The 22,096-nt window shown below is 40.6% G+C and carries 26 protein-coding genes; 16 read left to right on the top strand and 10 right to left on the bottom strand.

Going from position 1 to position 22,096, the window contains the following annotated elements:
- Positions 1 to 44 precede the first annotated feature (44 nt).
- Complete coding sequence (locus tag M5E07_RS06895; RefSeq protein ID WP_252223299.1) at positions 45 to 923, top strand: TauD/TfdA family dioxygenase; 879 nt, start codon at positions 45 to 47, stop codon at positions 921 to 923.
- A 36-nt stretch (positions 924 to 959) separates the two neighbouring features.
- Positions 960 to 1,784 carry an SDR family oxidoreductase gene (locus M5E07_RS06900; protein WP_252223301.1) on the top strand — a complete coding sequence of 275 codons (825 nt, stop codon included), beginning with the start codon at positions 960 to 962 and terminating at the stop codon, positions 1,782 to 1,784.
- Positions 1,785 to 1,850: 66 nt separating this feature from the next.
- Here M5E07_RS06900 and M5E07_RS06905 read toward each other — a convergent pair whose 3' ends face one another.
- Positions 1,851 to 2,525 (bottom strand): GntR family transcriptional regulator, encoded by a 675-nt coding sequence (locus M5E07_RS06905; protein WP_252223303.1) that lies wholly within the window; start codon positions 2,523 to 2,525, stop codon positions 1,851 to 1,853.
- A gap of 136 nt (positions 2,526 to 2,661) precedes the next feature.
- Between M5E07_RS06905 and madL the strand changes: the two genes are divergently transcribed.
- From madL to M5E07_RS06950, 9 genes are all read left to right on the top strand, one after another.
- Positions 2,662 to 3,063 carry a malonate transporter subunit MadL gene (gene madL / locus M5E07_RS06910; protein ID WP_116759575.1) on the top strand — a complete coding sequence of 134 codons (402 nt, stop codon included), beginning with the start codon at positions 2,662 to 2,664 and terminating at the stop codon, positions 3,061 to 3,063.
- 63 nt (positions 3,064 to 3,126) lie between these two features.
- A complete protein-coding gene (madM, locus tag M5E07_RS06915) occupies positions 3,127 to 3,888 on the top strand; it encodes a malonate transporter subunit MadM (protein ID WP_168158472.1) in 762 nt (253 codons plus the stop codon).
- Positions 3,889 to 3,909: 21 nt separating this feature from the next.
- Positions 3,910 to 5,565, top strand: a complete 1,656-nt coding sequence (mdcA, locus tag M5E07_RS06920) for a malonate decarboxylase subunit alpha (protein WP_252223311.1) — start codon at positions 3,910 to 3,912, stop codon at positions 5,563 to 5,565.
- Between the two features lie 5 nt (positions 5,566 to 5,570).
- The gene (mdcC, locus tag M5E07_RS06925) at positions 5,571 to 5,879 is read left to right on the top strand and encodes a malonate decarboxylase acyl carrier protein (protein ID WP_252223313.1); all 309 of its coding nucleotides are present in this window, start codon (positions 5,571 to 5,573) and stop codon (positions 5,877 to 5,879) included.
- A 3-nt stretch (positions 5,880 to 5,882) separates the two neighbouring features.
- On the top strand, positions 5,883 to 6,770 hold the full coding sequence (locus tag M5E07_RS06930; protein ID WP_252223315.1) for a biotin-independent malonate decarboxylase subunit beta: 888 nt from the start codon (positions 5,883 to 5,885) through the stop codon (positions 6,768 to 6,770).
- A gap of 4 nt (positions 6,771 to 6,774) precedes the next feature.
- Positions 6,775 to 7,491: a biotin-independent malonate decarboxylase subunit gamma gene (mdcE, locus tag M5E07_RS06935; protein WP_252223317.1), complete on the top strand. Its 717-nt coding sequence runs from the start codon at positions 6,775 to 6,777 to the stop codon at positions 7,489 to 7,491.
- Between the two features lie 10 nt (positions 7,492 to 7,501).
- On the top strand, positions 7,502 to 8,182 hold the full coding sequence (gene mdcG / locus M5E07_RS06940) for a malonate decarboxylase holo-[acyl-carrier-protein] synthase (RefSeq protein WP_252223319.1): 681 nt from the start codon (positions 7,502 to 7,504) through the stop codon (positions 8,180 to 8,182).
- The gene (gene mdcB / locus M5E07_RS06945; protein ID WP_252223321.1) at positions 8,160 to 9,035 is read left to right on the top strand and encodes a triphosphoribosyl-dephospho-CoA synthase MdcB; all 876 of its coding nucleotides are present in this window, start codon (positions 8,160 to 8,162) and stop codon (positions 9,033 to 9,035) included. The genes mdcG and mdcB overlap by 23 nt, the downstream gene beginning before the upstream one ends.
- The gene (locus tag M5E07_RS06950; protein WP_252223323.1) at positions 9,013 to 9,936 is read left to right on the top strand and encodes an ACP S-malonyltransferase; all 924 of its coding nucleotides are present in this window, start codon (positions 9,013 to 9,015) and stop codon (positions 9,934 to 9,936) included. Before mdcB ends, M5E07_RS06950 begins: the two co-directional genes overlap by 23 nt.
- 401 nt (positions 9,937 to 10,337) lie before the next feature.
- Here M5E07_RS06950 and M5E07_RS06955 read toward each other — a convergent pair whose 3' ends face one another.
- On the bottom strand, positions 10,338 to 11,330 hold the full coding sequence (locus M5E07_RS06955; protein ID WP_252223325.1) for a helix-turn-helix transcriptional regulator: 993 nt from the start codon (positions 11,328 to 11,330) through the stop codon (positions 10,338 to 10,340).
- 258 nt (positions 11,331 to 11,588) lie between these two features.
- Between M5E07_RS06955 and M5E07_RS06960 the strand changes: the two genes are divergently transcribed.
- From M5E07_RS06960 to M5E07_RS16355, 5 genes are all read left to right on the top strand, one after another.
- Positions 11,589 to 13,136: a circularly permuted type 2 ATP-grasp protein gene (locus M5E07_RS06960; RefSeq protein WP_116759713.1), complete on the top strand. Its 1,548-nt coding sequence runs from the start codon at positions 11,589 to 11,591 to the stop codon at positions 13,134 to 13,136.
- Between the two features lie 28 nt (positions 13,137 to 13,164).
- Positions 13,165 to 13,767: an alpha-E domain-containing protein gene (locus M5E07_RS06965; RefSeq protein ID WP_252223327.1), complete on the top strand. Its 603-nt coding sequence runs from the start codon at positions 13,165 to 13,167 to the stop codon at positions 13,765 to 13,767.
- Positions 13,764 to 14,546 carry a transglutaminase family protein gene (locus tag M5E07_RS06970; protein WP_252223329.1) on the top strand — a complete coding sequence of 261 codons (783 nt, stop codon included), beginning with the start codon at positions 13,764 to 13,766 and terminating at the stop codon, positions 14,544 to 14,546. Before M5E07_RS06965 ends, M5E07_RS06970 begins: the two co-directional genes overlap by 4 nt.
- Positions 14,547 to 14,565: 19 nt before the next feature.
- Positions 14,566 to 15,300 (top strand): proteasome-type protease, encoded by a 735-nt coding sequence (locus M5E07_RS06975; RefSeq protein WP_116759553.1) that lies wholly within the window; start codon positions 14,566 to 14,568, stop codon positions 15,298 to 15,300.
- Between the two features lie 211 nt (positions 15,301 to 15,511).
- On the top strand, positions 15,512 to 15,703 hold the full coding sequence (locus tag M5E07_RS16355; RefSeq protein ID WP_350464054.1) for a BLUF domain-containing protein: 192 nt from the start codon (positions 15,512 to 15,514) through the stop codon (positions 15,701 to 15,703).
- Between the two features lie 187 nt (positions 15,704 to 15,890).
- Here M5E07_RS16355 and alr read toward each other — a convergent pair whose 3' ends face one another.
- The 8 genes from alr to cyoC all read right to left on the bottom strand — a co-directional run bounded on the left by alr (position 15,891) and on the right by cyoC (position 22,096).
- Positions 15,891 to 16,961, bottom strand: a complete 1,071-nt coding sequence (gene alr / locus M5E07_RS06980) for an alanine racemase (RefSeq protein WP_252223331.1) — start codon at positions 16,959 to 16,961, stop codon at positions 15,891 to 15,893.
- Between the two features lie 278 nt (positions 16,962 to 17,239).
- On the bottom strand, positions 17,240 to 18,685 hold the full coding sequence (gene dnaB, locus M5E07_RS06985; protein WP_252223333.1) for a replicative DNA helicase: 1,446 nt from the start codon (positions 18,683 to 18,685) through the stop codon (positions 17,240 to 17,242).
- A 200-nt stretch (positions 18,686 to 18,885) separates the two neighbouring features.
- The gene (gene rplI, locus M5E07_RS06990; RefSeq protein ID WP_116759545.1) at positions 18,886 to 19,332 is read right to left on the bottom strand and encodes a 50S ribosomal protein L9; all 447 of its coding nucleotides are present in this window, start codon (positions 19,330 to 19,332) and stop codon (positions 18,886 to 18,888) included.
- 9 nt (positions 19,333 to 19,341) lie between these two features.
- Complete coding sequence (gene rpsR / locus M5E07_RS06995) at positions 19,342 to 19,569, bottom strand: 30S ribosomal protein S18 (protein WP_004278792.1); 228 nt, start codon at positions 19,567 to 19,569, stop codon at positions 19,342 to 19,344.
- Positions 19,570 to 19,580: 11 nt separating this feature from the next.
- Positions 19,581 to 19,970: a 30S ribosomal protein S6 gene (rpsF, locus tag M5E07_RS07000; protein WP_116759542.1), complete on the bottom strand. Its 390-nt coding sequence runs from the start codon at positions 19,968 to 19,970 to the stop codon at positions 19,581 to 19,583.
- A gap of 287 nt (positions 19,971 to 20,257) precedes the next feature.
- Complete coding sequence (gene cyoE, locus M5E07_RS07005; protein WP_116759540.1) at positions 20,258 to 21,136, bottom strand: heme o synthase; 879 nt, start codon at positions 21,134 to 21,136, stop codon at positions 20,258 to 20,260.
- A 10-nt stretch (positions 21,137 to 21,146) separates the two neighbouring features.
- The gene (gene cyoD, locus M5E07_RS07010) at positions 21,147 to 21,476 is read right to left on the bottom strand and encodes a cytochrome o ubiquinol oxidase subunit IV (protein WP_116759538.1); all 330 of its coding nucleotides are present in this window, start codon (positions 21,474 to 21,476) and stop codon (positions 21,147 to 21,149) included.
- Positions 21,476 to 22,096, bottom strand: a complete 621-nt coding sequence (gene cyoC, locus M5E07_RS07015; protein WP_252223335.1) for a cytochrome o ubiquinol oxidase subunit III — start codon at positions 22,094 to 22,096, stop codon at positions 21,476 to 21,478. Before cyoC ends, cyoD begins: the two co-directional genes overlap by 1 nt.

The following is a 22,096-nucleotide window of genomic DNA, read 5'->3' on the forward strand; positions in this document are numbered from 1 at the left end:
TTTAATTTCAAAGCATAAAATTTCACTAAACAGTGAGTAAAGATATGAATATTGAACAATCCATATTTGACCTTGAGCAGAGTCGTAGTTACTCAGCTTCAAGTCATGCAGAAATCAAGAATACCTTACGTGAGCAAGGTTGGATTTTACTCAGACATGAACATTATGACGTGCACCATTTTAGTGAGTTGATGACAGCTTTATGTCAAAAGCTGACCTATGACCCTGCCCGTGAAAATATCACACAACAATCTCAGAAAGTGGATGCAGGCACTCAGGCAGTTGGGCTGCATATTGAAAATGGTTCAACGCCATTACCTCCAGATATTATTGCTTTTTTTAGTGAAGTTAGCGCTTCTCAAGGTTCGCAAACCACTGTATGTGATGGACATGCAGTATGGAAAAACTTATCTGAGCCGTTAAAACAAAAATTTGCCGCACCGATGACCATTAGCCGTTATTTACCAAAACAGATTTGGCAGAAATATGTGGCGACTGCTTTCAATATTGCGGAAGCGAACTCAGTGACTTGGCAAGAGTTGAACCAATTTATTCAGATGATTCCAGGACAAACGATTACTCCATCTCACGATGAAGGTGTGGAATACCACCTGCAAATGAATATGATTCGCCGAGATAATTTGAAAGGTGTACCTGCATTTGCCAATACCATTTTAGGACCATCTTATAATTATCAAAAACCGAAATTCACCTTTGCTGATGGCCGCATTATTAGCGAAGAACTGATTGCAGAACTTACGGAACTGTGCGAACAGCATACGCAGGAAATTGACTGGCAAGATGGTGATGTTGCGATTATCGACAACAAACGTTTTATGCATGGTCGACGTGAAATTTTAGTCCCTCTTGAGCAGCGTAAACTCTATATCAGTATGGGTTTAGGGTTGAATGAAAGATTTTAAGCAGCAAGCTTTTATAAAATTAGAGTGAGTACAGTTATGTCAAATTTAACCGCAGTGATTGTTGGGGCAACAGGTGGCATAGGCAAAGCCATCGTTGAGAATTTATGCAAAAACAATGTGAATGTAGTTTTGGTGGCACGTAATGCCAAAGCATTACAAACCATGCAGTTAGAACTTAAAGCGCAATATCCGCAATTAAAGCTACAAAGTCTGTGTTGCGATTTGAGCGATACCGAGAGTCGTGAGCAATTTATTCAAGCACTGACGCAGCAAAAGATTCAGATCAATTATTATATTAACAATGCAGGGGTGAATGATTTTTCTTTGTTTAGCCACCAGTCGAGTGAAGCGATTGAACAAATGATGCTGATTAATGTGGTGTACCCACTACAATTAATTCAGCACATTATTCCATTAATGTCGAAAACCGCACCAAGCCAGATTATTAATATGGGATCGACTTTTGGCAGCATTGGTTACCCAGGTTATGTGAGCTACTGTGCCAGTAAATTTGCCTTGCGCGGTGCAACCGAAGCCTTGGCACGTGAATATTCCAACTCACCAATTCAGTTTAAATACTTTTCACCTCGGGCAACCGCTACTACCATGAACAGTCCAGTGGTGGTAGAAATGAATGCCAAGTTGGGTGTAAAAATGGATAGTCCTGTTTTTGTAGCTGAAGAGTTGTATCAATTTTTACAGAACGACAAGTTGTACTATCAAGTCGGGTATCCTGAAAAAATCTTTGTCAAAGTGAATCAGATATTACCCAATGTGGTGTCGAGTTCGATTCAAAAAGACATTGATAAAATTCAAAGTTTTGCAGAGTTAAATCATTCAAAAATCACGACGGCTTCATAAACAGGAGCCGTTTTAAGTGGCTGAACTGACGAGCACCCAGATTGGTGCTCGAATCTCTACAAAAGACTAACTTTTGGGCTGAATGCTCTCGATTGTCGAAATAAAATCCGTAAATTTCTCACCTTGAATGACCACATGCGCTTTCAGCAAAGCCTCAGCTTCTTGTTCATGACCTGCAAAAATGGCGTCTAAAATTGCGCTATGTTCTGAAAAAGAATGATTCATTCGATGGTTGACACGGAGTTGTAGGCGACGATAGGGATGCAAACGTTTGTGTAAAGTACACGCTTGCTCAATTAAAAAGGCATTATGGCTGGCGTGGTAAATGGCAAAGTGAAATAAACGGTTAGCCTCATAATAATTTTCCGAATCATTTTGCTTTAAATAATCCTGACACAATAGATGCAAACGCTGTAATTCTTGTTTTTCTTCAGGTTGAATGCGCCGTGCGGCCAAACGTCCACACATGGCTTCTAATTCAGCCATCACCTCGAACATTTCACAGAGGGTGAGTGAGTTAATGGTCGGAATAATGGCGCCACGACGTGGACGAATTTCAACCAATCCTTCAGCGGCCAATAGCTTTAATGCCTCACGAATCGGGGTACGTGAAGCCCCATAGCGTTCGCAAAGTTCTTGTTCATCTAGCTTAGTTCCGGGCAGGAAAAAGCCATAAATAATATCATCCTCTAACTTTTTACTAATTTGAATAGAAAGAGGAAGTTCCGCAATTGAAGTCATACATCACCAAAAATTGTATACAATTTATGTTTATTTGAGTACAAAATATTGTACACTGGATACAGATAAGCTATAACTATAGCAAATTATAAGTCAGATTATTAGAAGCGCTGCATGATCCAGGGAGGATTCAGCAATGATTATTTACGGAACAGCTATATTGGCAGTCTGCCATTTACTTGGTGTTTATCTAGGCAATGCACTCGGTATTGCACTCGGTGTTCAAGCCAATGTAGGTGGTGTGGCCATCGCCATGATTTTATTAATTCTATCGAAGGAACTGTTAGCTAAACGCGGGCACTTACCTCAAGTGACTCAATTTGGTGTGTTGTACTGGTCAGGTATGTATATCCCGATTGTTGTTGCAATGTCGGCAGGCCAAAACGTCGTTGCTGCTATGTCAGGCGGGATGTTGGGTCTGATTGTTTCGCTTGCGTCTTTGATTGGCACAGTCTTGGTGATTCGTTGGTTGAATAAATCCAGTGGCGACTATGAAAGCTATGAATGGGCTGTAGAGCAGACTGAAAAAGCCACTTAAGGACAAGGGTGTTGTCATAACACGAAATAACAATCAGTTGTACGGTTACAAGGAAGAAACACAATGGAAGAAATAATTACGGTTTTTACCAAAAATGCCCTCGTCGCGGCGCTCGCAGTGACTGGTTTGATGATGTATGTGTCGCATCTTTTGTCGAAATATCTCACCAAAGGGAAGTTACAAAGCTCAGCCATCGCCATCACTATGGGGTTGGTCTTGGCTTATTTCGCAGGGATTTATACTCAAGGTGAAAAGGGCATTTCAGATATCGCCATTTTCTCAGGTTTTGCTTTACTCGGTGGTGCCATGATTCGTGACTTGGCCATTGCATCAACGGCGTTTGAAGTCGACGTTAAAGAAGTGAAAAAAGCAGGAAAGGTGGGCTTGATCGCGCTTGCACTTGGCTGCGTGATTCCATTTTTGATTGGTGCAATGGTGGCATGGTTAATGGGCTATAAAGATCCCGTTTCGATGACTACGATTGGCGCAGGTGCGATGACCTATATCGTTGGGCCTGTGACTGGTTCAGCCATTGGTGCAAGCTCAGAAGTGATTGCATTATCAATTGCAATTGGTCTGATCAAGGCGGTGTTTTTTATGGTGGGTACACCGTTGTTCGCAAAATTTATGTATCTCAAAAGTCCACGTTCTGCCATGGTTTTTGGTGGAATGGCGGGAACGACCAGTGGTACAGCAGCAGGTTTGGCAGGAACTGATGTACGTTTAGTACCCTATGGTGCATTGGTCGCAACCTTCTATACCGGTCTTGGTTGTTTACTTGGGCCATCTGTATTTTTTCTCACAATTAATGCCATCTTCGGCTAAGCACAGCATAAAGGTGACCCCATGAACCAAATGGTTAAGACACGCTTATGGGATAAGCAGCGCACCCGTCGACAAGAAAAACTGAATCTTGCCAAAGAAAAAGGTTTTGCAAAACAAGTTGAGCATGCTCGGGTGATTGAACTTTTGGAAACGGTGATTTCCAGTGGTGATCGCGTTTGTTTGGAAGGTAATAACCAAAAGCAGGCCGATTTTCTCTCCAAGAGCTTAAGTCAATGTAATCCAGATGTGGTGAATAATTTACATATCGTACAGTCTGTATTGGCTTTACCCAGCCACATAGATGTCTTTGAAAAAGGCATTGCCTCTAAGGTTGATTTTTCCTTTGCTGGCCCACAGAGTTTGCGTCTGGCTCAATTGGTTCAGCAGCAAAAAATCAGTATTGGATCAATTCATACCTATTTAGAGTTATATGGTCGCTACTTTATCGACCTAACGCCAAATGTATGTTTAATCACAGCACATGCGGCAGACCGTGAGGGCAACCTCTATACGGGTGCGAATACCGAAGATACCCCTGCAATTATTGAAGCGACTGCATTTAAAAGCGGCATTGTGATTGCACAGGTCAATGAAATTGTCGATAAGTTACCACGTGTGGATGTGCCTGCGGATTGGGTCGATTTTTATATTGAAAGTCCCAAGCACAACTATATAGAACCGTTATTTACCCGTGATCCTGCACAAATTACTGAAGTGCAAATTTTAATGGCAATGATGGTGATTAAAGGCATCTATGCGCCTTATCAAATTCAACGCTTAAATCATGGCATTGGTTTTGATACCGCGGCGATAGAACTTTTACTGCCTACCTATGGAGCATCATTAGGACTAAAGGGACAGATTTGTACCAATTGGGCTTTGAATCCGCACCCAACTTTAATTCCAGCGATTGAAAGTGGATTTGTCGAATCGATCCATAGCTTCGGTTCTGAAGTCGGGATGGAAGACTATATTAAAGAACGTCCAGATGTGTTCTTTACGGGTAGTGATGGCAGCATGCGCTCCAATCGTGCCTTTAGTCAAACCGCAGGTTTATACGCCTGTGATCTGTTCATTGGTTCGACGCTACAAATTGACTTACAGGGCAACAGTTCAACTGCAACCGTAGACCGTATTTCTGGTTTTGGGGGTGCACCGAATATGGGTTCTGACCCGCATGGACGTCGTCATGCCAGTTATGCTTATACCAAAGCAGGCCGTGAAGCGGTCGATGGAAAACTGATTAAAGGACGTAAGTTGGTGGTGCAATTGGTGGAAACCTACCGTGAACATATGCATCCCGTTTTTGTTGAAGAGTTAGATGCGTGGCAGTTGCAGGACAAAATGGAGAGTGAACTCCCGCCAATCATGATTTATGGCGAAGATGTAACGCATATTGTGACGGAAGAAGGGATTGCCAACTTGCTGTTATGTCGGACTCCAGAAGAACGGGAACAAGCCATTCGTGGTGTGGCAGGTTATACCCCAGTGGGGATGCAGCGTGATGAGGCCAAAGTGGAAGAATTACGTCAGCGCGGCATTATTCAACGTCCAGAAGATTTGGGCATCGATCCAACACAAGTGAGCCGTGATTTGTTGGCAGCAAAATCGGTGAAAGATTTAGTTAAATGGTCGGGTGGTTTATATAGTCCCCCAAGTCGCTTTAGAAACTGGTGATCGACATGGAAAAGTTAAAATTTGAATTGCAATCAGCACCGCTGAGCGCTGAACAAGCAGCGGTTATTTGTGGTGTGGTTGGTTCTGGAAATTTAGAAGTTTTGGTTTCACAGCATGATCAGGCAGATATTTGTCAGATTGAAGTCACGACATCAGCCGTCGGTTTTCAACATGTTTGGCAGTCTGTACTGAATGAATTTGCACAACGTCATGCGGTAGCAGGGCTTAAATTTCAGTTAAATGATATGGGCGCGACCCCAGCGGTGGTGAACCTGCGCTTAAGCCAAGCATTATCTATGTTTAAGGGAGTATAGAACATGGATCAAGTGATGCTCAAAAATAGTTTTTATGAAAAAACCGCACGTGCGCGTATTCAAGCGGTCGTCGATGCTCAGAGTTTTCATGAAATCTTAAAGCCGACGGAGGTGGAGGTTAGCCCACATCTCTCGGCTTTGGATATTCCAGGAAGTTTTGATGATGGTGTGATTATTGGTACAGCGCGTTTGAACGGAAGACCAGTGCATATCATGGCTCAAGAAGGTCAATTCATGGGCGGTGCTGTGGGTGAAATCCACGGGGCGAAAATTGTCGGTCTCTTACATAAAGCCATTCAAGATCAAGCGCAAGCAGTACTGTTTTTTGTCGACTCAGGTGGTGTGCGTTTGCATGAAGCGAATGCTGGTCTCATTGCCATTTCCGAAATTATGCGTGCGATGTTACAGGTACGCAATGCGGGGATTCCGATTATTACCGTGATTGGCGGAACCTGTGGCGCTTTTGGTGGTATGGGTATCAGTGCGTGTTTAAGTAGCTCCATCATCATGACGGAAGAAGGGCGTTTGGCACTGTCTGGCCCAGAAGTGATTGAAACAGTGAAAGGCGTCGAAGAGTTTGATTCGAAAGACCGTGCTTTGGTTTGGCGTGTCACAGGGGGTAAACATCGTTATTTACTCAATCATGTACAGGCTTTGGTTGAGGATGATATTGCGGATATTCGTGATGCGATTCTAACGCAGCTAGACGCGAAAGCAGCCCCTTTAGACTTAGAACAATTATTGCAGCAACAGCAACAACTTGAGCAACAACAGCAACGCTGGTTTGGCAAAAACGATGGCTTACAGATTTGGCATGAAATGGGCATCGCTCAGCCAGAAAAAATTCCAATGCTCTCGGCGCATGAAGTCGTGATGTTAAAGCAAGGATGATGCAATGAATACAGAATTAGTTTTGAAACAACTTTTTCCAAATCAACTGAATTATCAGGTTGAGGGTTATGTCATTAAAGGGGATGCACAGACTGCGGTTGGTCCAGTACGAATTTTGGGTACGGTTAATGCTGCACCCATCAATCAAGACATTGCCATTCAGTTGTCTTCTGAAATTTTAAAATTGGTGCAACAAGGCAATAAAACTCCCGTGGTGTTTATTGTGGATACGCAAGGCCAAGATTTATCACGTGCCGATGAATTGTTGTGTCTCAACCGTACTTTTGCACATTTGGCATCTTGTGTAGATCTATTACGCCGTAGTGGACATGCCAATCTTGCCATTATTTTCGGTCAAGCGGTCAGTGGTGGGTTCTTGTCCTATGGACTCATGGCCAATGAAGTCTATGCACTCAGTGATTCTCAAGTCAAAGTCATGGACCTGAACGCGATGGCACGGGTGACCAAAATTCCTGTAGAAAAACTGAAACAACTGTCGCAAAGCTCAGCCATCTTTGCACCAGGAGTCGAAAATTTCTACAAGATGGGCGCAATCAACGCCGTATGGGAAAACTTGGACACCGATTGGGTCAGCCAAGCACTGTTAAATCAACAACAACGTCTTGAAGCTTATTTGACAGATCAGCGCCGTGTCGTTGGACAGCAGCGTCAGGGGCGTATGCTTTGTAATCAAATTGTCGAGAAAGTGGCACTGAGCTAAGGAGTAGAAAATGGATCGTCATGACTTAGCTTATCTCTATGATTCAGCGACATTACATTTTTTGGATAGTACTTTACCTGAACCTGCTAAACAAAAAGTGTCTCAGTTACTGAGTCAGAATATTCCAATGACGGTATGTCGGCAGGAAAGTTCGGCAGATGGACAAGTTAAGCTGGCGATCAACTGCTTGGTTGAGGGTTGCAAATATCGGGTTGCCTGTTTAGTCGATATTGCTGAAATTGAACTGATCACCCGACCGCTATCTTTACATACGCTCTTAAAAGAGCATGCAAACACCTTTTCAGATACGGTAATTCATGATTTTGCGGAGGCTTTGCAACAGCTTGGCTGCGAAGTGTATGTCTACGGGTCTTATGCCTATGAATATCTCACTAAAGAAGCCTATGTACGTTCAACATCCGACTTGGATTTGGTGTTATATCCAAAAAATTTAACACAAATTCCTGAGATTCTAAATCTGCTTCAACAGGCTCAAGCACTGAGCCAGATACGTTTGGATGGAGAAATTCAAATACATCCAGCTTGGCATGTATCGTTTAATGAACTCCTGATGATTTATCCAGACCAATCGCAGAGCATTATTGTAAAAGGATTGCAGCGGGTGGATATGCTGAGATTAGAACAATTATTAGAAGGGACGCTTGAAGATGCAGATTATACAGAAGCATGAAAGTGTATTAGACATTTCGCAGTATGCAATGCAATTAGATCATTTAGCGCGAACAGCACTTTATGAAGAAGTCAGTTTAGAACAAAAGCCCGGTTTAGTATGTCCGACAACGCAGGGTAGCCATACCGATATGGATTTCCCTCTGTTTCAGCGCAGTATTGCTGCTTTAACAGGTTATTTTCAATCCCAATGTTTAAACGGTTATCAGGGCGTTGCTTTTGAAAATATTCAGCGATGTGGCATTCAAGCTGAACAAAAAATGATGACCGCAACTGCACAGATTAATACCCACAAAGGGGCAATTTTTAATTTAGGCTTTGCCAGCGCGGCGGTAGGAAAATGCTTAGCTCAAGATATTTCTGTGAATGCGATTTCCATGGGTCGTATGATTCAGCAGACGTGGCAAGAGGAATTACTCCATCATTTAGAGCGTAATCCAAACAGCCACGGGCAACGCATGCGCAGTCAATACGGCATTACAGGTGCAATTGAGGAAGTCGCTTCAGGTTTTAAAACTGTTTTAGATGTTGCTGTTCCACATTATTTAGAAATTTATGTAAAAACGGAAGATAAAAAGCGAGCCTCCCTTCAAGCTTTATTTGCATTAATGTCTCATTTACAAGATACCAATATTGTTTGGCGTGGCGGTTTATCGGCTTTATATATTGTGCAAGATATGGCGAAGCAGTTTTTAGCGCGAGGCGGTGTGCTACAACACAATTGGATGCAAGAAGTGGTTAAAGTGGAAGATTATTTCGTTCAGCATCGCTTAAGTCCGGGGGGGAGTGCCGATTTATTGGGGGTGACTTTGTTCATGCTGAAGGTGGAACATGAATTTCGCAATATTATTTAGTGGGCAAGGGGTGCAGAACTTAGCTCATGTTCAGCAATTGAAAGACCTTGCCACAGAGTTAGATGTCAATTTGCAGCTCAAGCAACATCTGCCTGAGTTATTTAAGCCTGACTTATCTGAGGCAGACTTATATTCTAACGATTTTGCTCAACCCTTTATCTTTGCACTACAGTGGTGTCGATGGCAAAAGCTAAAGCATAAGTTGGATGAAATCATCAGTTTTTCAGGGTATTCACTGGGTGAGCTGAGCGCACTGATTTGTTCAACCGAAATTAGTTTTGAGCAAGGGCTGTATTTGGCCCGACAGCGAGGCATGTTAATGTCTAAGGCTGTGCAACAACCGAGTGGTTTACTGGCTGTTCAGGGCATGAATTGGGCAGGATTAGAACCGATTTTGGCAAAGACTGAGACCGAATTATCAATAAAAATTAGCGATAGTCATTTTATTGTGGGTGGTCTAGAAGTAAATTTACAGCAATTGACACAACAACTTGAACAGGTGGGGACTCGTTCGGTAAAGCGACTGAATGTCACTATTCCTTCACATACATCCTTAATGGATTGCGCTGTAGCCCCTTATCGGCAGGTCATGGTACAGCATCAATTTAACCGTTTGGGAACGCCAATTATTGGTGGTTCGGGTGGTCATAAATATTATAAAACCAGCGATGCCGTTGAAGCACTGATTCATCAAATGAACCATGCCATAGACTGGGATTCGTGTTTAACCGCTATACAAGAGAACCAACCCGATATTGTTCTAGAAATAGGAACAGGTAATGCTTTGAGTAAAATGTTATTGGAACGTAGTCCGCATTTAAATGTACGGGCAATCGATGATTTTAAGACATTTGATGGTTTAGAACTTTGGATTGAAAAACAACAGAATACTGATTCCTAAAATAGAATGAAATGAATGCACGGATGACGGTTGTATTTATCATCAGGATCGTTAGTCATTTGCATAAATTCATTTAAGCAGAAAATATGATTTGATTGGAACAATTGCTTATTTCAGGTCAAGTGGAAGATTCAGTATATTCAATGAACTTAAACCACGCGGAGAAACCAGTGATGACCATTAAATCTATTCGATACAACCGAGGAGAACTTGCTTGCTGAACTATCCCATGTGCAGCAAAAAATACAACTCATTTAGACACTATGAAATGGGGCCTAGAAACATAATGTCTAAGACTTTAACCCTGCAAGATTATAAATTAAAACAGATAAGTACAATAAAATTATAAAGTCCCAAGAGTTGGGACTTTTTTTTGCCTAGAAATTTATACAACTATCATTTCAGTCCTGTTGTCGGACTGCACGTTCAACTTCTTCAGGCTCAATTTTCTGAATTTTATTACCAAAACTGCGTAGCCACCACGTAAGTTGAGAGGTAAACGGCACAGTTGCGGAAATTTGGACCAGATTATGCTCAAGAGGAGTAATCACTTGATCTCGACTTAATTGGCTTTCTTCAAAATAATGGGACTCACATTCTGGAATGGTGAGTTTTAAAGCAACATGATCCGTCGGTTTGTTGTAGTCAACTCTAAATCCAAGTGCTCCTGAATCAATATATGCATCAATATCGAAATTGACAGGATGCAATGCACGAGAATCCAGCACTTTGGCTGATTTAAAACGGTGCAAGGCAAAGGTCTGAATATCGGTTTTATCATAGCGGGTGCAAATTAAATAAATAGTTGCACCTTTTTGCACCAATGCCAAAGGGTTCAGCGTATAGATACTTTCTTCGGCTTGTGGGCGTTTTTGATAAATACATTCCAATTGCTTGTCTTGTAGTAGACCCTCATAAATGGCTTGCTGTGCGGCACGATCAACCATGGGAGGAATCAATGGTTGATTGGCAGGTACAATACGCACCCGATTAATCCATTGGCGAACATTATTTTGGGTGGATAAACTGCGACGTGCCAAATCAAACCACGGATTCATCTCTTCGAGTAAGCTTGGAGGAAGAAGATGCTTTAAGTGCTCCTCTACCATCATAAAAGTCACAGCTTGAGAACTGGTCATATGCGGCAGGCTTTGAAGCGGTGCATCTGAACGCCAACGCCATCCTTGTGGGACGGTTTTGTTGCTCTCAATTGGAAATCGCTGCGAAATCTGATTCAAATCACGCTGGATGGTGCGCAAGCTGATATCGATGCCTTCTCTTTGCAAAATTTCCTGTATTTCCCGTGTACCCATCCATTTTCCTGCGGAAAGGCGGGAAAGGATTTGCCATTGTCGATAAAGGCTATTCGATGTTTCTTTTTCTTGTGCAGACATAATTCAAATAACAACAAATAAGTTGGTAATTAATAAAACAGTGTTAAACACAATAAAAAAACCTAACCGAATTGGCAAGCATTTCTCAACCAATCAGGCAAAGAAAGTTCAATAATTTTAGGCATAAGATCAAGCAGAAATGATATTGAGTACGGACTAAAAGCGTGAATTAATAAGGACTCGGCATAAGTGATGTAAGGAGTGGCATTCTTATTGCTTAATAAAAATGAGTTTGGCTATAACTATAAAGAGGGTCATATGCTTAAAGAAAAAGAGATTGTAGAGTTAAACGGTTTATCACGAGAAGTGAATAGTAAGCAATTGACAGTAAAAGTGGAGGGTGTAGCAAAACCGCAGGAGAAAACACAGTTACTTTTTGAGAGAACAAATTCGGTTTTTTTTAATGAAATGTTGGATGATCATGCTGTTTCCGAAACGGCATGTGCAAAAATTGAACACTGGTTGTCGCAATATAATATAGACGAATTACACGCTTTAAATCAGCATGCCAAAGAACATTTCTTATATGAAGGCATTACATTTACGGTCTATGGAGAGGCAGAAGGCACGGAGCGTACCATTCCTTATGATGTGATTCCTCGGGTAATTGTGAAAAAGCAATGGAATAAAATATCACTCGGTTGTGCACAACGCGTCAAAGCCTTGAATCTTTTTTTACATGATATTTATCATCAGCAAGATATTCTTAAAGCAGGTATTGTGCCTGAACTACACGTTCTCAAGCATGAGGCTTTTCAGCCACATATGTGTAATCAGAGCTTGAAAGGTAAAATTTATAGCCAAATTAGCGGAATTGATATTGTCCGAGACCGTCATGGAGAGTTTTATGTGCTGGAAGATAATTTAAGAACGCCATCGGGTGTGTCTTATATGTTGGAAAGCCGAAAAATTAGCCAAAAACTGATGCCTGAATTATGTTTGCAAAATAACTTGCAAGGCATTGAACATTATCCATTATTACTGAAAGAAATATTGGCAGAAAATGCATTTAACGATAATCCATTCATTGTTATTTTAACGCCAGGTCGTTTTAATAGCGCATATTATGAGCATTCCTTTTTGGCAAGGGAAATGGGTGTGCCTTTAGTAACATCGCGTGACCTTTACGTCGAAAACGATAAGGTTTATGTCAAAACCGTACGAGGTAAACAACGGGTTGATGTAATTTATCGACGTATTGATGATGATTATCTCGATCCATTGTGTTTTATGCCTGACAGTACACTTGGTGTTGCGGGGTTAATGTCTGCCTATTTGCAAAAGAATGTGGTGATTGCAAACGCACCTGGTACAGGGGTTGCAGATGACAAATCCATTTATCCTTATGTCGATAAAATGATTCAGTTCTATTTAGCTGAGCAACCCGTGCTTAAAAATGTACCGACTTATCAATGTCGTGAAAGCAAAGACCTTGAATATGTATTAGACAATTTAGCTCAACTGGTTGTGAAAGAAGCACAGGGTTCAGGAGGATATGGCATGCTCATCGGGCCACATGCTTCTGCACAGCAAATTGCGACTTTTAAAGATAAAATTTTGGCAACGCCACATTTGTACATTGCCCAACCTACATTAGATTTGTCGGTTTGTCCGATGTTAAGCGATACAGGGCTGTCGGAACGTCATATTGATTTGCGTCCATTTGTGCTGAGTTCACCTTATCGTACCGAAATTGTACCAGGGGGTTTAACACGCATGGCAATGCAGGAAGGCTCTCTTGTGGTGAATTCTTCGCAGGGTGGCGGCATTAAAGATACATGGGTTGTAGACCATTTACATTCATAAGTAACCAAAACGATGAAGGAGCAATTTCATGATCTTACTCAGCACGAATGCACAACAAATTTTTTGGTTAGGTCGTTATTTAACGCGCATTGAATATTTATGCCAACAATTTCCATTTATGGATGATCAGAAAGCCGTGTCTTATGCACATGCCTTTTGTTTACCTGCATTTGATGCAAGCTCACTCAATGAACTGGTATTAGACCCAGAACAACCCTATTCATTTATTCAACAATTTCAGTTTGCCAAAGACAATGTTCAAGAATTGAGGGGCATTTTGTCTGCAAAAACCTATGCAGAATTAAATCAATATATTCGGAATGCAAGTACGAGCTCGACATGTATTTGTGATGTGATTGCAGATTGTCGTGAAGTGTTAGAAGCTGAGCCTGAAGAAACTTTCTTATTCTATTCTTTAGGGCAAACTTTAGAGCAACTAGATCGACAACTTCGCTTAAAGCAAGATCAAACACAAACCTTAGAGCAAATTTCAGCGCTTATAGAAGTTTTAGAGCAAATGGGTTGGGACAGTTTAGATACGGCTTGGCAACAACTTAAAACGCAACCTGATCAAATAAACTTTTATAACTTTAGTGACCAAATTCAATATTTATTTGAGGTGAATGCATGAAACTCATGATCAATCACCAAACTCATTATCAATATACTGAACAGGCGTGTAATAGCATTCAGTATATTAAAATGACACCATTGAGTAATGCACATCAGAATGTACATTACTGGGATGTGAGTGTGCCAGGTGAGCGCTGTACGAAGAGAGACGCATTCAACAACATCTGGATTACCAGTTCACAACGTTATGCTTATGAGCAAATAACAATTATGGCGCAAGGGATTGTCGAGCTAAATAAGCAGCCTTCGGTGATGAGTCTGACAGATCATTTGAATCCTTATCAATTCCTGCAACCAACGCCAACAACCATGTGCAATGCAGAAATGAAAGAATTTGCTCATCGCTTCGTGCCAGAATTCACCCATGAAAATTTGGTGAAACTGTCTGAAGCTATTTTGCAGCATATTCCTTATATTCCAAATCAGACTTCAGTCAATACTTCTGCCATTGAAGCATTTCATAATCGTCAGGGGGTATGCCAAGACCATAGTCATGTTTTTATTGCTTTGTGCAAAGCTTTGGGCTTGCCAGCACGCTATGTTTCAGGTTATTTATTTGTGCCAAATACATCACACCTTGCCAGTCACGCATGGGCAGAAGTATTTCTAGGAAACACATGGTATTGTTTCGATATCAGTAACCAGATTTTTAGCCCAGACAAGCATATTTATGTGGCAATTGGTCGAGATTATTGGGATGTTGCCCCAATTCGTGGAGTGCGCGAAAAAGGGGGAATTGAAACGATGCACTCAATTGTTCAAGTACTTGCATGTTAATGTAAGTTAAGGGGAAGAGATGACTTATTGTTGTGCGCTTAGATTAAAAGATGGTCTCGTCTTTATCAGTGATACGCGTACGAATGCTGGCGTAGATCATATTTCAGTATTTCGAAAGCTTTATACTTTTGGAATTGAAAATGAACGTTTTATTACGATTCAAACCTCAGGTAATCTGGCCACAACACAGGCAGTCATTGGACATCTAAAAAACCATTTGGAATTACAACAAACACCCAATTTATATAGTGTAAATACCATGTTCGAAGTGGCTGAATTGGTTGGACACACTCTGCAAAAGGTTATTGCAGATGTGACTGAAAATACGCAGGAACAGAGTAATTATTACTGTAGTTTGTTGGTTGGTGGTCAAATCGGTCAAGCCGAAATGCAGCTTTATAACATTTACCCGCAAGGTAATTTTATTTGCGCGACCAGTGATACCCCATATTTTCAAATTGGTGAAAGTAAATATGGTAAACCAATTCTTGATCGTGCCTTAAGTTATGATATGCCACTGAGTGAGGCTTTACGTTGTAGTTTAATTTCATTCGATTCGACATTGCGTTCAAATGTATCGGTGGGAATGCCGCTTGATGCACTCATTTATAAAAAGAATAGTTTACATATTCCTGAAGGCAAACGAATCACTGAAGAAGACCCTTATTTTCAACATATTAGTAAACAATGGTCAGATACTTTGCGCAGTGGATTGCAGAATCTACCTAATCCTTCAGACGACTATTTTAATTAGTTTTTATACTTATTTTCCTAGGAATAGCGCGAGAAATCGCGCTGTTCTTTTATCTATGCAATGAATAAAACAATAAGATAGGAAATCACAAAGTATCAACTCTGCTATGTCAGTCAGGCAAAACGTCCTTCTGAAACACGACTACAAGATTTAAGAGACATTCTATCTGAAGCCATAGATTTTAATGTAAAACTAAAGGTCAAAGGGGGGATTGTGTTATACAGATGGTGGCTTCTTCCAATGTGTGGAAGGAGAACAAGATTCGGTTTTAAATTTATTGAATAAAATAAAACAAGATCAGCGACACTATGATTTAAGTATATTACCGAAAAAACAAATACAGACTGATTTTCATTTTCCAGATTGGAGTATCAAATATATGGGTAAACATTCAGACATATAACATTATTTTGCACAATTGGGATCTAGCACATTTAATCCCATATTATTGCAGCAAGCATCATTACAGAATTTTTTACAGTTGCTATATCGCATTCCAGATCAGCAGTTATAGACGCAGGTCAGTTGACCAAGCTATAAAACCATAGATACCGCTCACAAAGCAGAGCAGTACCTAAAGTCATTTTTTCTTATTTAGCAGTTCGATGAGGGCGTTGGCTTAAACGGCATAAAAGCTCATAACCAATGGTACCATTGGCATCAGCAACGTCATCTACTAAGCGTTGTTTGCCCCAAAGTTCAACAGGAGTGCCCAGTGCAACATTTAAACCAGTAACATCGATGGCAACCATATCCATTGCGACACGTCCAACAACTGGAAGCATTTTCCCTTGAATCACAACATAATTTTGTTTGACATAGGCGCGAGGGTAACCATCTCCATAGCCAATTGAAACGATGGCTAAATCCATGTTTTGTAATGCGGTATAGGTTGAACCATAGCCCACCTTTTCACCTTTTTGAATATGATTCAATGCAATAACTTCTGCACTCAAAGTCATCACAGGTTGTAAATCTAAATCTTTTACAGTCCGATCAGCAAAAGGTGTTGCGCCATATAACATAATGCCTGGGCGCACATAATCAAAATGGAGTTCAGGCCAACGATAAATTGCAGCTGAATTACAACATGAAGCAAGAATTGGAGCACAACTTTGTTTTATATCAATAAACTGAGCAATTTGTTGTTCATTTAAAGGGTGGTCGGCATCGGCATTGGCAAAATGCATGGTTAATACGCAGATAAAGCCTGCTGCTTTTAAGGTATTAATGACAGCAATAATTTCACTGGCTTTAAAACCTAATCGGTTCATGCCACTATTCAGCTTAATCCAGACTTTGAGTCCAAGGGCAGTGTATTGTTCTTGATGGGCCAGTAACCAATTCACTTGTTGTGGCTGATGTACAACACATTCCAGCTTTTCTGCAAGGACGGTCTGCATTTCATCAGCAGAAAATATCCCTTCAATTAATGTAATTGGCTGTTCATAGCCTAAAGCACGAATTTCCAATGCTTCTTGTAAGCAGGCGACACCAAAAGCATCGCTACTATTTAAGGCTGCAAGACAGTCTTTGATACCATGTCCATAAGCATTTGCTTTCACCATACTTACGATTTTTGCGTTAGGGGCAAGTTGTTTGACACGGTTTAAATTATATTGAAGTGCTGATTGATCAATACAAACTGTTGCTTGGCGCACCCGAATGACTCCTTTGGGAACAGAGAATGGCAAGATTAAAACAATGGTTTTATTTCAAGTCATCGAATCAGAAATATGGCATGGTATTAACGTTAAAGTAAATATCCACAAAATATGTCAGTAATTGTAGACCTATAAAAATTAAATACCCATCTTATTTCATGGCTTTATTCTATTTAAATGTATGGGTTATCGGTTTTGTTCGATAAAGACAATCTTATAGTGGCATTATTTTAAGTATTTAGGGTTAAATAAAAAATGGGCTGAACGCCCACTTTTTATTCTTCGTCATTGTACTGACTATAGTATTCAGGTGACAAGTTACTAAAACGCGTATACTGACCTTCAAAAGCCAATCGGACTGTACCAATTGGACCATTACGCTGCTTACCAATAATAATTTCGGCAGTACCCGCTTCTTTCGACTCTTTGTTATAGACCTCATCACGGTAAATAAACATAATTAAGTCGGCATCCTGCTCAATTGCACCTGATTCACGTAAGTCGGACATTACAGGGCGCTTATTAGGACGGTTTTCCAGAGAACGGTTTAACTGAGACAGTGCGATGACAGGACACATCATTTCTTTTGCCAATGCTTTTAAGCTTCGAGAAATTTCACCAATTTCACCCACACGGTTATCTCCCATGCCAGGGACTTTCATCAACTGTAAATAGTCGACCATAATACAGCCCAGTTTTCCCCCATGTTGTTTGGCAATACGACGTGCACGCGCACGTAATTCTGTTGGAGGCAGGGCAGAAGAGTCATCAATATACAGATGCTTTTCTTGTAGCTGTAAAATTGTACCAGTGACTTTAGACCATTCATCACCATCGAGTTTACCGGCACGTAAATGACCTTGATGTACTTTGCCGTAAGCAGAAATCAAACGCATAGCAATCGAGTCTGCGGGCATTTCCATCGAGAACACTAGCGCAGGCAAATCACAGTTAAATAGCACACTTTCAACTAAATTCATGGCAAAAGTGGTTTTACCCATCGATGGACGTGCAGCAACAATAATCATGTCACCTGCTTGCATCCCTGAAGTTTTATTGTCTAATTCAACAAAACCTGTGGTTAGACCAGTAATGTTACCTTCCATTTGAGACAGTTCATTTAATTTGTCAAAAACATCGGCAACTACGGTATTAATGGCTTTTGGACCAGCATTTTTCTTATTGTTATTGTGTTGTTCAGCAATCGAGAAAATATTGGTTTCTGCTAAATCTAAAATTTCACCGACACTACGACCTTTGGTGTCATAAGCATTTTGCAAGATTTCAGAACTGACTTTAATCATGTTACGTAAAGTCGAAAATTCTTTAATTTTATTGGCATAGGTTTCGAGGTTGTAGAAACTTGACGGAGAGTCAGCCATTAGCTGCATTAAATATTCTTCACCGCCAATCGCTTCCAGCAAATTCTGCTTAATTAACCAGTCATTCACCAATACCGCATCATAAGGCGAATTTTCTTGCGCGAGTTTTTCAATTGCACGGTAAATGTACTTATGGCGTGTTGCATAAAAATCTTGTTCATTCAGTATATCACTGACTTGCTCGAATGACTCGGCAACGGTCATCAGTGCAGCGAGCACAGCTTGCTCGATGGCTAAATTATGTGGAGGTGTGCGAAATTCTTTGAGTTGACTCGACTCATTTATTTTATTGTCAGCTTTGGATGAGTTTGGGGTAGCAGTGGCATTCGCCTGAGACATATCAAAAACCTAAAGATAAATGCAGGAAAGAATAATGCAGATAGAAGTGCAGAGCATTATGATGATGTCATCAATAATACGCACTCTGGGGTAAAGATAGTATCAAAATTTCAGCCTAATGTGGGCTAGGAATTTATAAGTGAGAAAATTTAAAGATAAAAAAAGAGCATGCGTGAGCATGCCCTTTTTTTTGCAAGAAATTACTCAGATACGATAGTAACGAGAACTTCAGCAACAACATCATGATGCAATTGGATTGCGATGTTGAATTCACCAGTGTGGCGAAGCGCACCATTTGGTAAACGAACTTCTGCACGGTCAACAACAAGACCAGCATTAGTTAAAGCGTCAGCGATATCACGCGTACCGATAGAACCGAATAGTTTACCTTCGTCACCAGCTTTAGCAGTGATTACGATGTTAACTTCGTCTAATTGGCTAGCACGTGCTTGAGCAGCAGCTAAAACATCAGCTTCAGCTTTCTCAAGTTCAGCGCGACGAGCTTCAAAAGCAGCAGTGTTAGCTTCAGTAGCTGCTACTGCTTGACCTTGAGGGATAAGGTAGTTGCGGCCGTAACCAGCTTTAACTGAAACTTTATCGCCTAATTTACCAAGGTTTTTAATGCGTTGTAATAAAATAATATCCACAGCTCAACCTCACTTATGATTGTCAGTGTAAGGGATCAAAGACAAGTAGCGAGCTTGTTTAATAGCAAGCGCTAATTGACGTTGGTAACGAGCTTTAGTACCTGTAATACGGCTAGGAACAATCTTGCCGTTTTCAGTGATGTACTGTTTTAAAGTGTCGATATCTTTGTAGTCGATGTACGTAACGTTCTCAGCTGTAAAGCGGCAGAACTTGCGACGACGGTAAAAACGTGCCATTGATGTTCTCCTTATGCTTCAGCAGAGTCTTGAGCAGCTAGTTGTGCTTCTTCACGTTGAGCTTTACGCGCACGCTTTTCTTCAGCACTCTTAGCCAATAAAGACTCTTCAGTGATTGCGTTTTCACGACGGATGATTAAGTTACGAAGGATCGCATCGTTATAACGGAACAATTCTTCTAACTCATCAAGAGTAGTTTGACCACACTCAACATTCATAAGAATGTAGTGAGCTTTGTGGATCTTGTTGATTGGGTAAGCCAATTGGCGACGGCCCCAGTCTTCAAGACGGTGAATTTGACCTTCAGCTTCTTTGATGTGAGTTAGGTAGCGTTCTACCATACCAACGACTTGATCGCTTTGATCAGGGTGTACTAAAAGTACGATTTCGTAATGACGCATTGTCAGCTCCTTACGGTTTAAACAGCCCCCAACTAAAATAATAAATTGGAAGCAAGGAGTCACAACCTAAGTTGTGTCGCATAATTTGCGAAGGATGAATTTTAGATGGTTTAGCGACCAAATTCAAGTCATAAAATAAGTTATGACGTGAATTTAGGATGGAATTTAAATATATTTATATTTAAACGAAAGTAGCTAAAGAAAAGTAAGTTTGTGAAAAGTTGTAGGTTTTTACAATGTATTGGGATAGGGCAAATTTTTAAAAGATAGAGAGGGGTCTCTATCTTTTAAAAAAGTGGTAAATGCGGGGCAGGGCTTACATAGCTGAAACTAAAACTAAAACTTAAAGCAGTGATTAAAATCACAGAATATAAGAAATAGCGTTTAGCCCAAACTTGATCATTTTCTGCTTTAAAGCCAATAATGGATAAATAAACCCAATAGGCACATAAAGCATTAAAACTGATTAAGAAAAATAAGTTTGTATAGCCAAAGCAATATAGACCATTTAATACTGCTGCAAACAAAACTACGTAAATCAGACTTTCGACTTTGGTGCGTAAAATTGAACGTGCAACAGGCAAAATTGGAATACCTGCATTTTTGTAGTCATCGAAACGATAGATGGCAATTCCCCATGAATGAGGCATCTGCCAGAGCGCATATGCTAAAAAAATCAGCAATGCAGCAACATCGAATTCGTTAGAAACAGCCGTATAACCAATTACAGGTGGACTTGCACCTGAGATACTCCCAATCAAAGTTTGGTGAATGGTGGTACGTTTGCTCCAAAGACTATAAAAACCGACATAAACAACAAAACCAAGGACAGCGAAACCAAAAGCATAAGCATTGACAAAAAGCCATAACATGCCAAATCCCAAAAGACCTAAAGTTGCTGCAAAAACAAGTGCAACACTAGGGCTAATCGTTTTTTGAACAAGAGCACGGTTTTGAGTACGATGCATCTTTTGGTCAATGTCTTGATCAATGACATTGTTAACTACACATCCTGATGCAACAACCAAAGTTGTAGCCAGTAGGGTAATCAGAAGTAAAAGGAAATCTACAGAACCTTGGGCGGCTAAGAAGAAGCCGCCCAAAGTGGTAACGAAGTTACCAAAGAGAATTCCTGGCTTAGTCAGGAATAAATACTTTTTTAACATGACAACCAGTTTAGAGCATCATGTTGAAGTGAAGGTAATTCATAACCCATACAGAACCAATCAAAAGAACGGCAATTGTAAGAATTGTATAAATAAATGCAATTACATTCCAACGCTGCTCTGCAGATGAGTTCATGTGCAAGAAGAAAATCAACTGTACAAGAACCTGAGCAATTGCAGTAATACCAATTACAGCAAGAGTTGCGCCACGACCGAAGTTTTCTGGGTTCATTGCCATGTAGAATGGAACAATGGTTAATAACACAGAAACAATAAAACCAATGGTATATTGTTTTACGGTACCGTGAGCTGCATCAGACGTATGATGATCGTGACCCATTAGAGAACTCCCGCCAAATAAACTACGCTGAATACACAGATCCACACGATGTCAAGGAAGTGCCAGAACAAGCTCAAGCAAGCAAGACGACGTGTGTTCGGTAAAGTCAAACCATTTTTCTTGATTTGAATCATTAACACAATCATCCAGACCAAACCAGAAGTTACGTGAATACCGTGCGTACCAACTAAAGTAAAGAATGCAGATAAGAACGCACTTGTGCTTGGACCATGACCGGCATGTACAAGGTGATTAAACTCGTATAATTCCATGCCAATGAATGCTGCACCAAATACCCAAGTAATAGCTAACCAGAGTAAAACTTGGCTAACATTCTTTTTGTATGATGCAAGTACAGCAAAACCAAAAGTTACAGAAGAAATTAAGAGAGCAAAAGTTTCAGTTAATACGAAACCTAAAGACTCACCAAAAAGTTCTTTTGCACTTGGTGTACCTGGTGGAACGTGACCACTTAATACAACGAAAGCAATGAAGAGTGTACCGAATAGGATCAAGTCACTCATCAAGTATGACCAGAAACCAAAGACTGTAATGTCTGTATCATCATGATGATGATGTTCATCGTGTCCGTGGTTATCGTGATGAAGTACTTCAGCCAT

Origin of the sequence: Acinetobacter tibetensis, assembly GCF_023824315.1 — a bacterium.
GTDB classification, from domain to species: domain Bacteria; phylum Pseudomonadota; class Gammaproteobacteria; order Pseudomonadales; family Moraxellaceae; genus Acinetobacter; species Acinetobacter tibetensis.

Coding starts and splice junctions, on each gene's coding strand:
- M5E07_RS06965 (WP_252223327.1), top strand. CDS start 13,165: ATGATCTTACTCAGCACGAATGCACAACAAATTTTTTGGTTAGGTCGT.
- mdcC (WP_252223313.1), top strand. CDS start 5,571: ATGGAAAAGTTAAAATTTGAATTGCAATCAGCACCGCTGAGCGCTGAA.
- M5E07_RS06930 (WP_252223315.1), top strand. CDS start 5,883: ATGGATCAAGTGATGCTCAAAAATAGTTTTTATGAAAAAACCGCACGT.
- mdcB (WP_252223321.1), top strand. CDS start 8,160: ATGCAGATTATACAGAAGCATGAAAGTGTATTAGACATTTCGCAGTAT.
- mdcA (WP_252223311.1), top strand. CDS start 3,910: ATGAACCAAATGGTTAAGACACGCTTATGGGATAAGCAGCGCACCCGT.
- rpsR (WP_004278792.1), bottom strand. CDS start 19,569: ATGGCACGTTTTTACCGTCGTCGCAAGTTCTGCCGCTTTACAGCTGAG.
- cyoC (WP_252223335.1), bottom strand. CDS start 22,096: ATGGCTGAAGTACTTCATCACGATAACCACGGACACGATGAACATCAT.
- M5E07_RS06950 (WP_252223323.1), top strand. CDS start 9,013: ATGAATTTCGCAATATTATTTAGTGGGCAAGGGGTGCAGAACTTAGCT.
- M5E07_RS06900 (WP_252223301.1), top strand. CDS start 960: ATGTCAAATTTAACCGCAGTGATTGTTGGGGCAACAGGTGGCATAGGC.
- madL (WP_116759575.1), top strand. CDS start 2,662: ATGATTATTTACGGAACAGCTATATTGGCAGTCTGCCATTTACTTGGT.
- dnaB (WP_252223333.1), bottom strand. CDS start 18,685: ATGTCTCAGGCGAATGCCACTGCTACCCCAAACTCATCCAAAGCTGAC.
- cyoD (WP_116759538.1), bottom strand. CDS start 21,476: ATGGGTCACGATCATCATACGTCTGATGCAGCTCACGGTACCGTAAAA.
- M5E07_RS06955 (WP_252223325.1), bottom strand. CDS start 11,330: ATGTCTGCACAAGAAAAAGAAACATCGAATAGCCTTTATCGACAATGG.
- mdcG (WP_252223319.1), top strand. CDS start 7,502: ATGGATCGTCATGACTTAGCTTATCTCTATGATTCAGCGACATTACAT.
- rpsF (WP_116759542.1), bottom strand. CDS start 19,970: ATGCGTCATTACGAAATCGTACTTTTAGTACACCCTGATCAAAGCGAT.
- M5E07_RS06975 (WP_116759553.1), top strand. CDS start 14,566: ATGACTTATTGTTGTGCGCTTAGATTAAAAGATGGTCTCGTCTTTATC.
- cyoE (WP_116759540.1), bottom strand. CDS start 21,136: ATGTTAAAAAAGTATTTATTCCTGACTAAGCCAGGAATTCTCTTTGGT.
- M5E07_RS06970 (WP_252223329.1), top strand. CDS start 13,764: ATGAAACTCATGATCAATCACCAAACTCATTATCAATATACTGAACAG.
- madM (WP_168158472.1), top strand. CDS start 3,127: ATGGAAGAAATAATTACGGTTTTTACCAAAAATGCCCTCGTCGCGGCG.
- mdcE (WP_252223317.1), top strand. CDS start 6,775: ATGAATACAGAATTAGTTTTGAAACAACTTTTTCCAAATCAACTGAAT.
- M5E07_RS06960 (WP_116759713.1), top strand. CDS start 11,589: ATGCTTAAAGAAAAAGAGATTGTAGAGTTAAACGGTTTATCACGAGAA.
- M5E07_RS06895 (WP_252223299.1), top strand. CDS start 45: ATGAATATTGAACAATCCATATTTGACCTTGAGCAGAGTCGTAGTTAC.
- M5E07_RS06905 (WP_252223303.1), bottom strand. CDS start 2,525: ATGACTTCAATTGCGGAACTTCCTCTTTCTATTCAAATTAGTAAAAAG.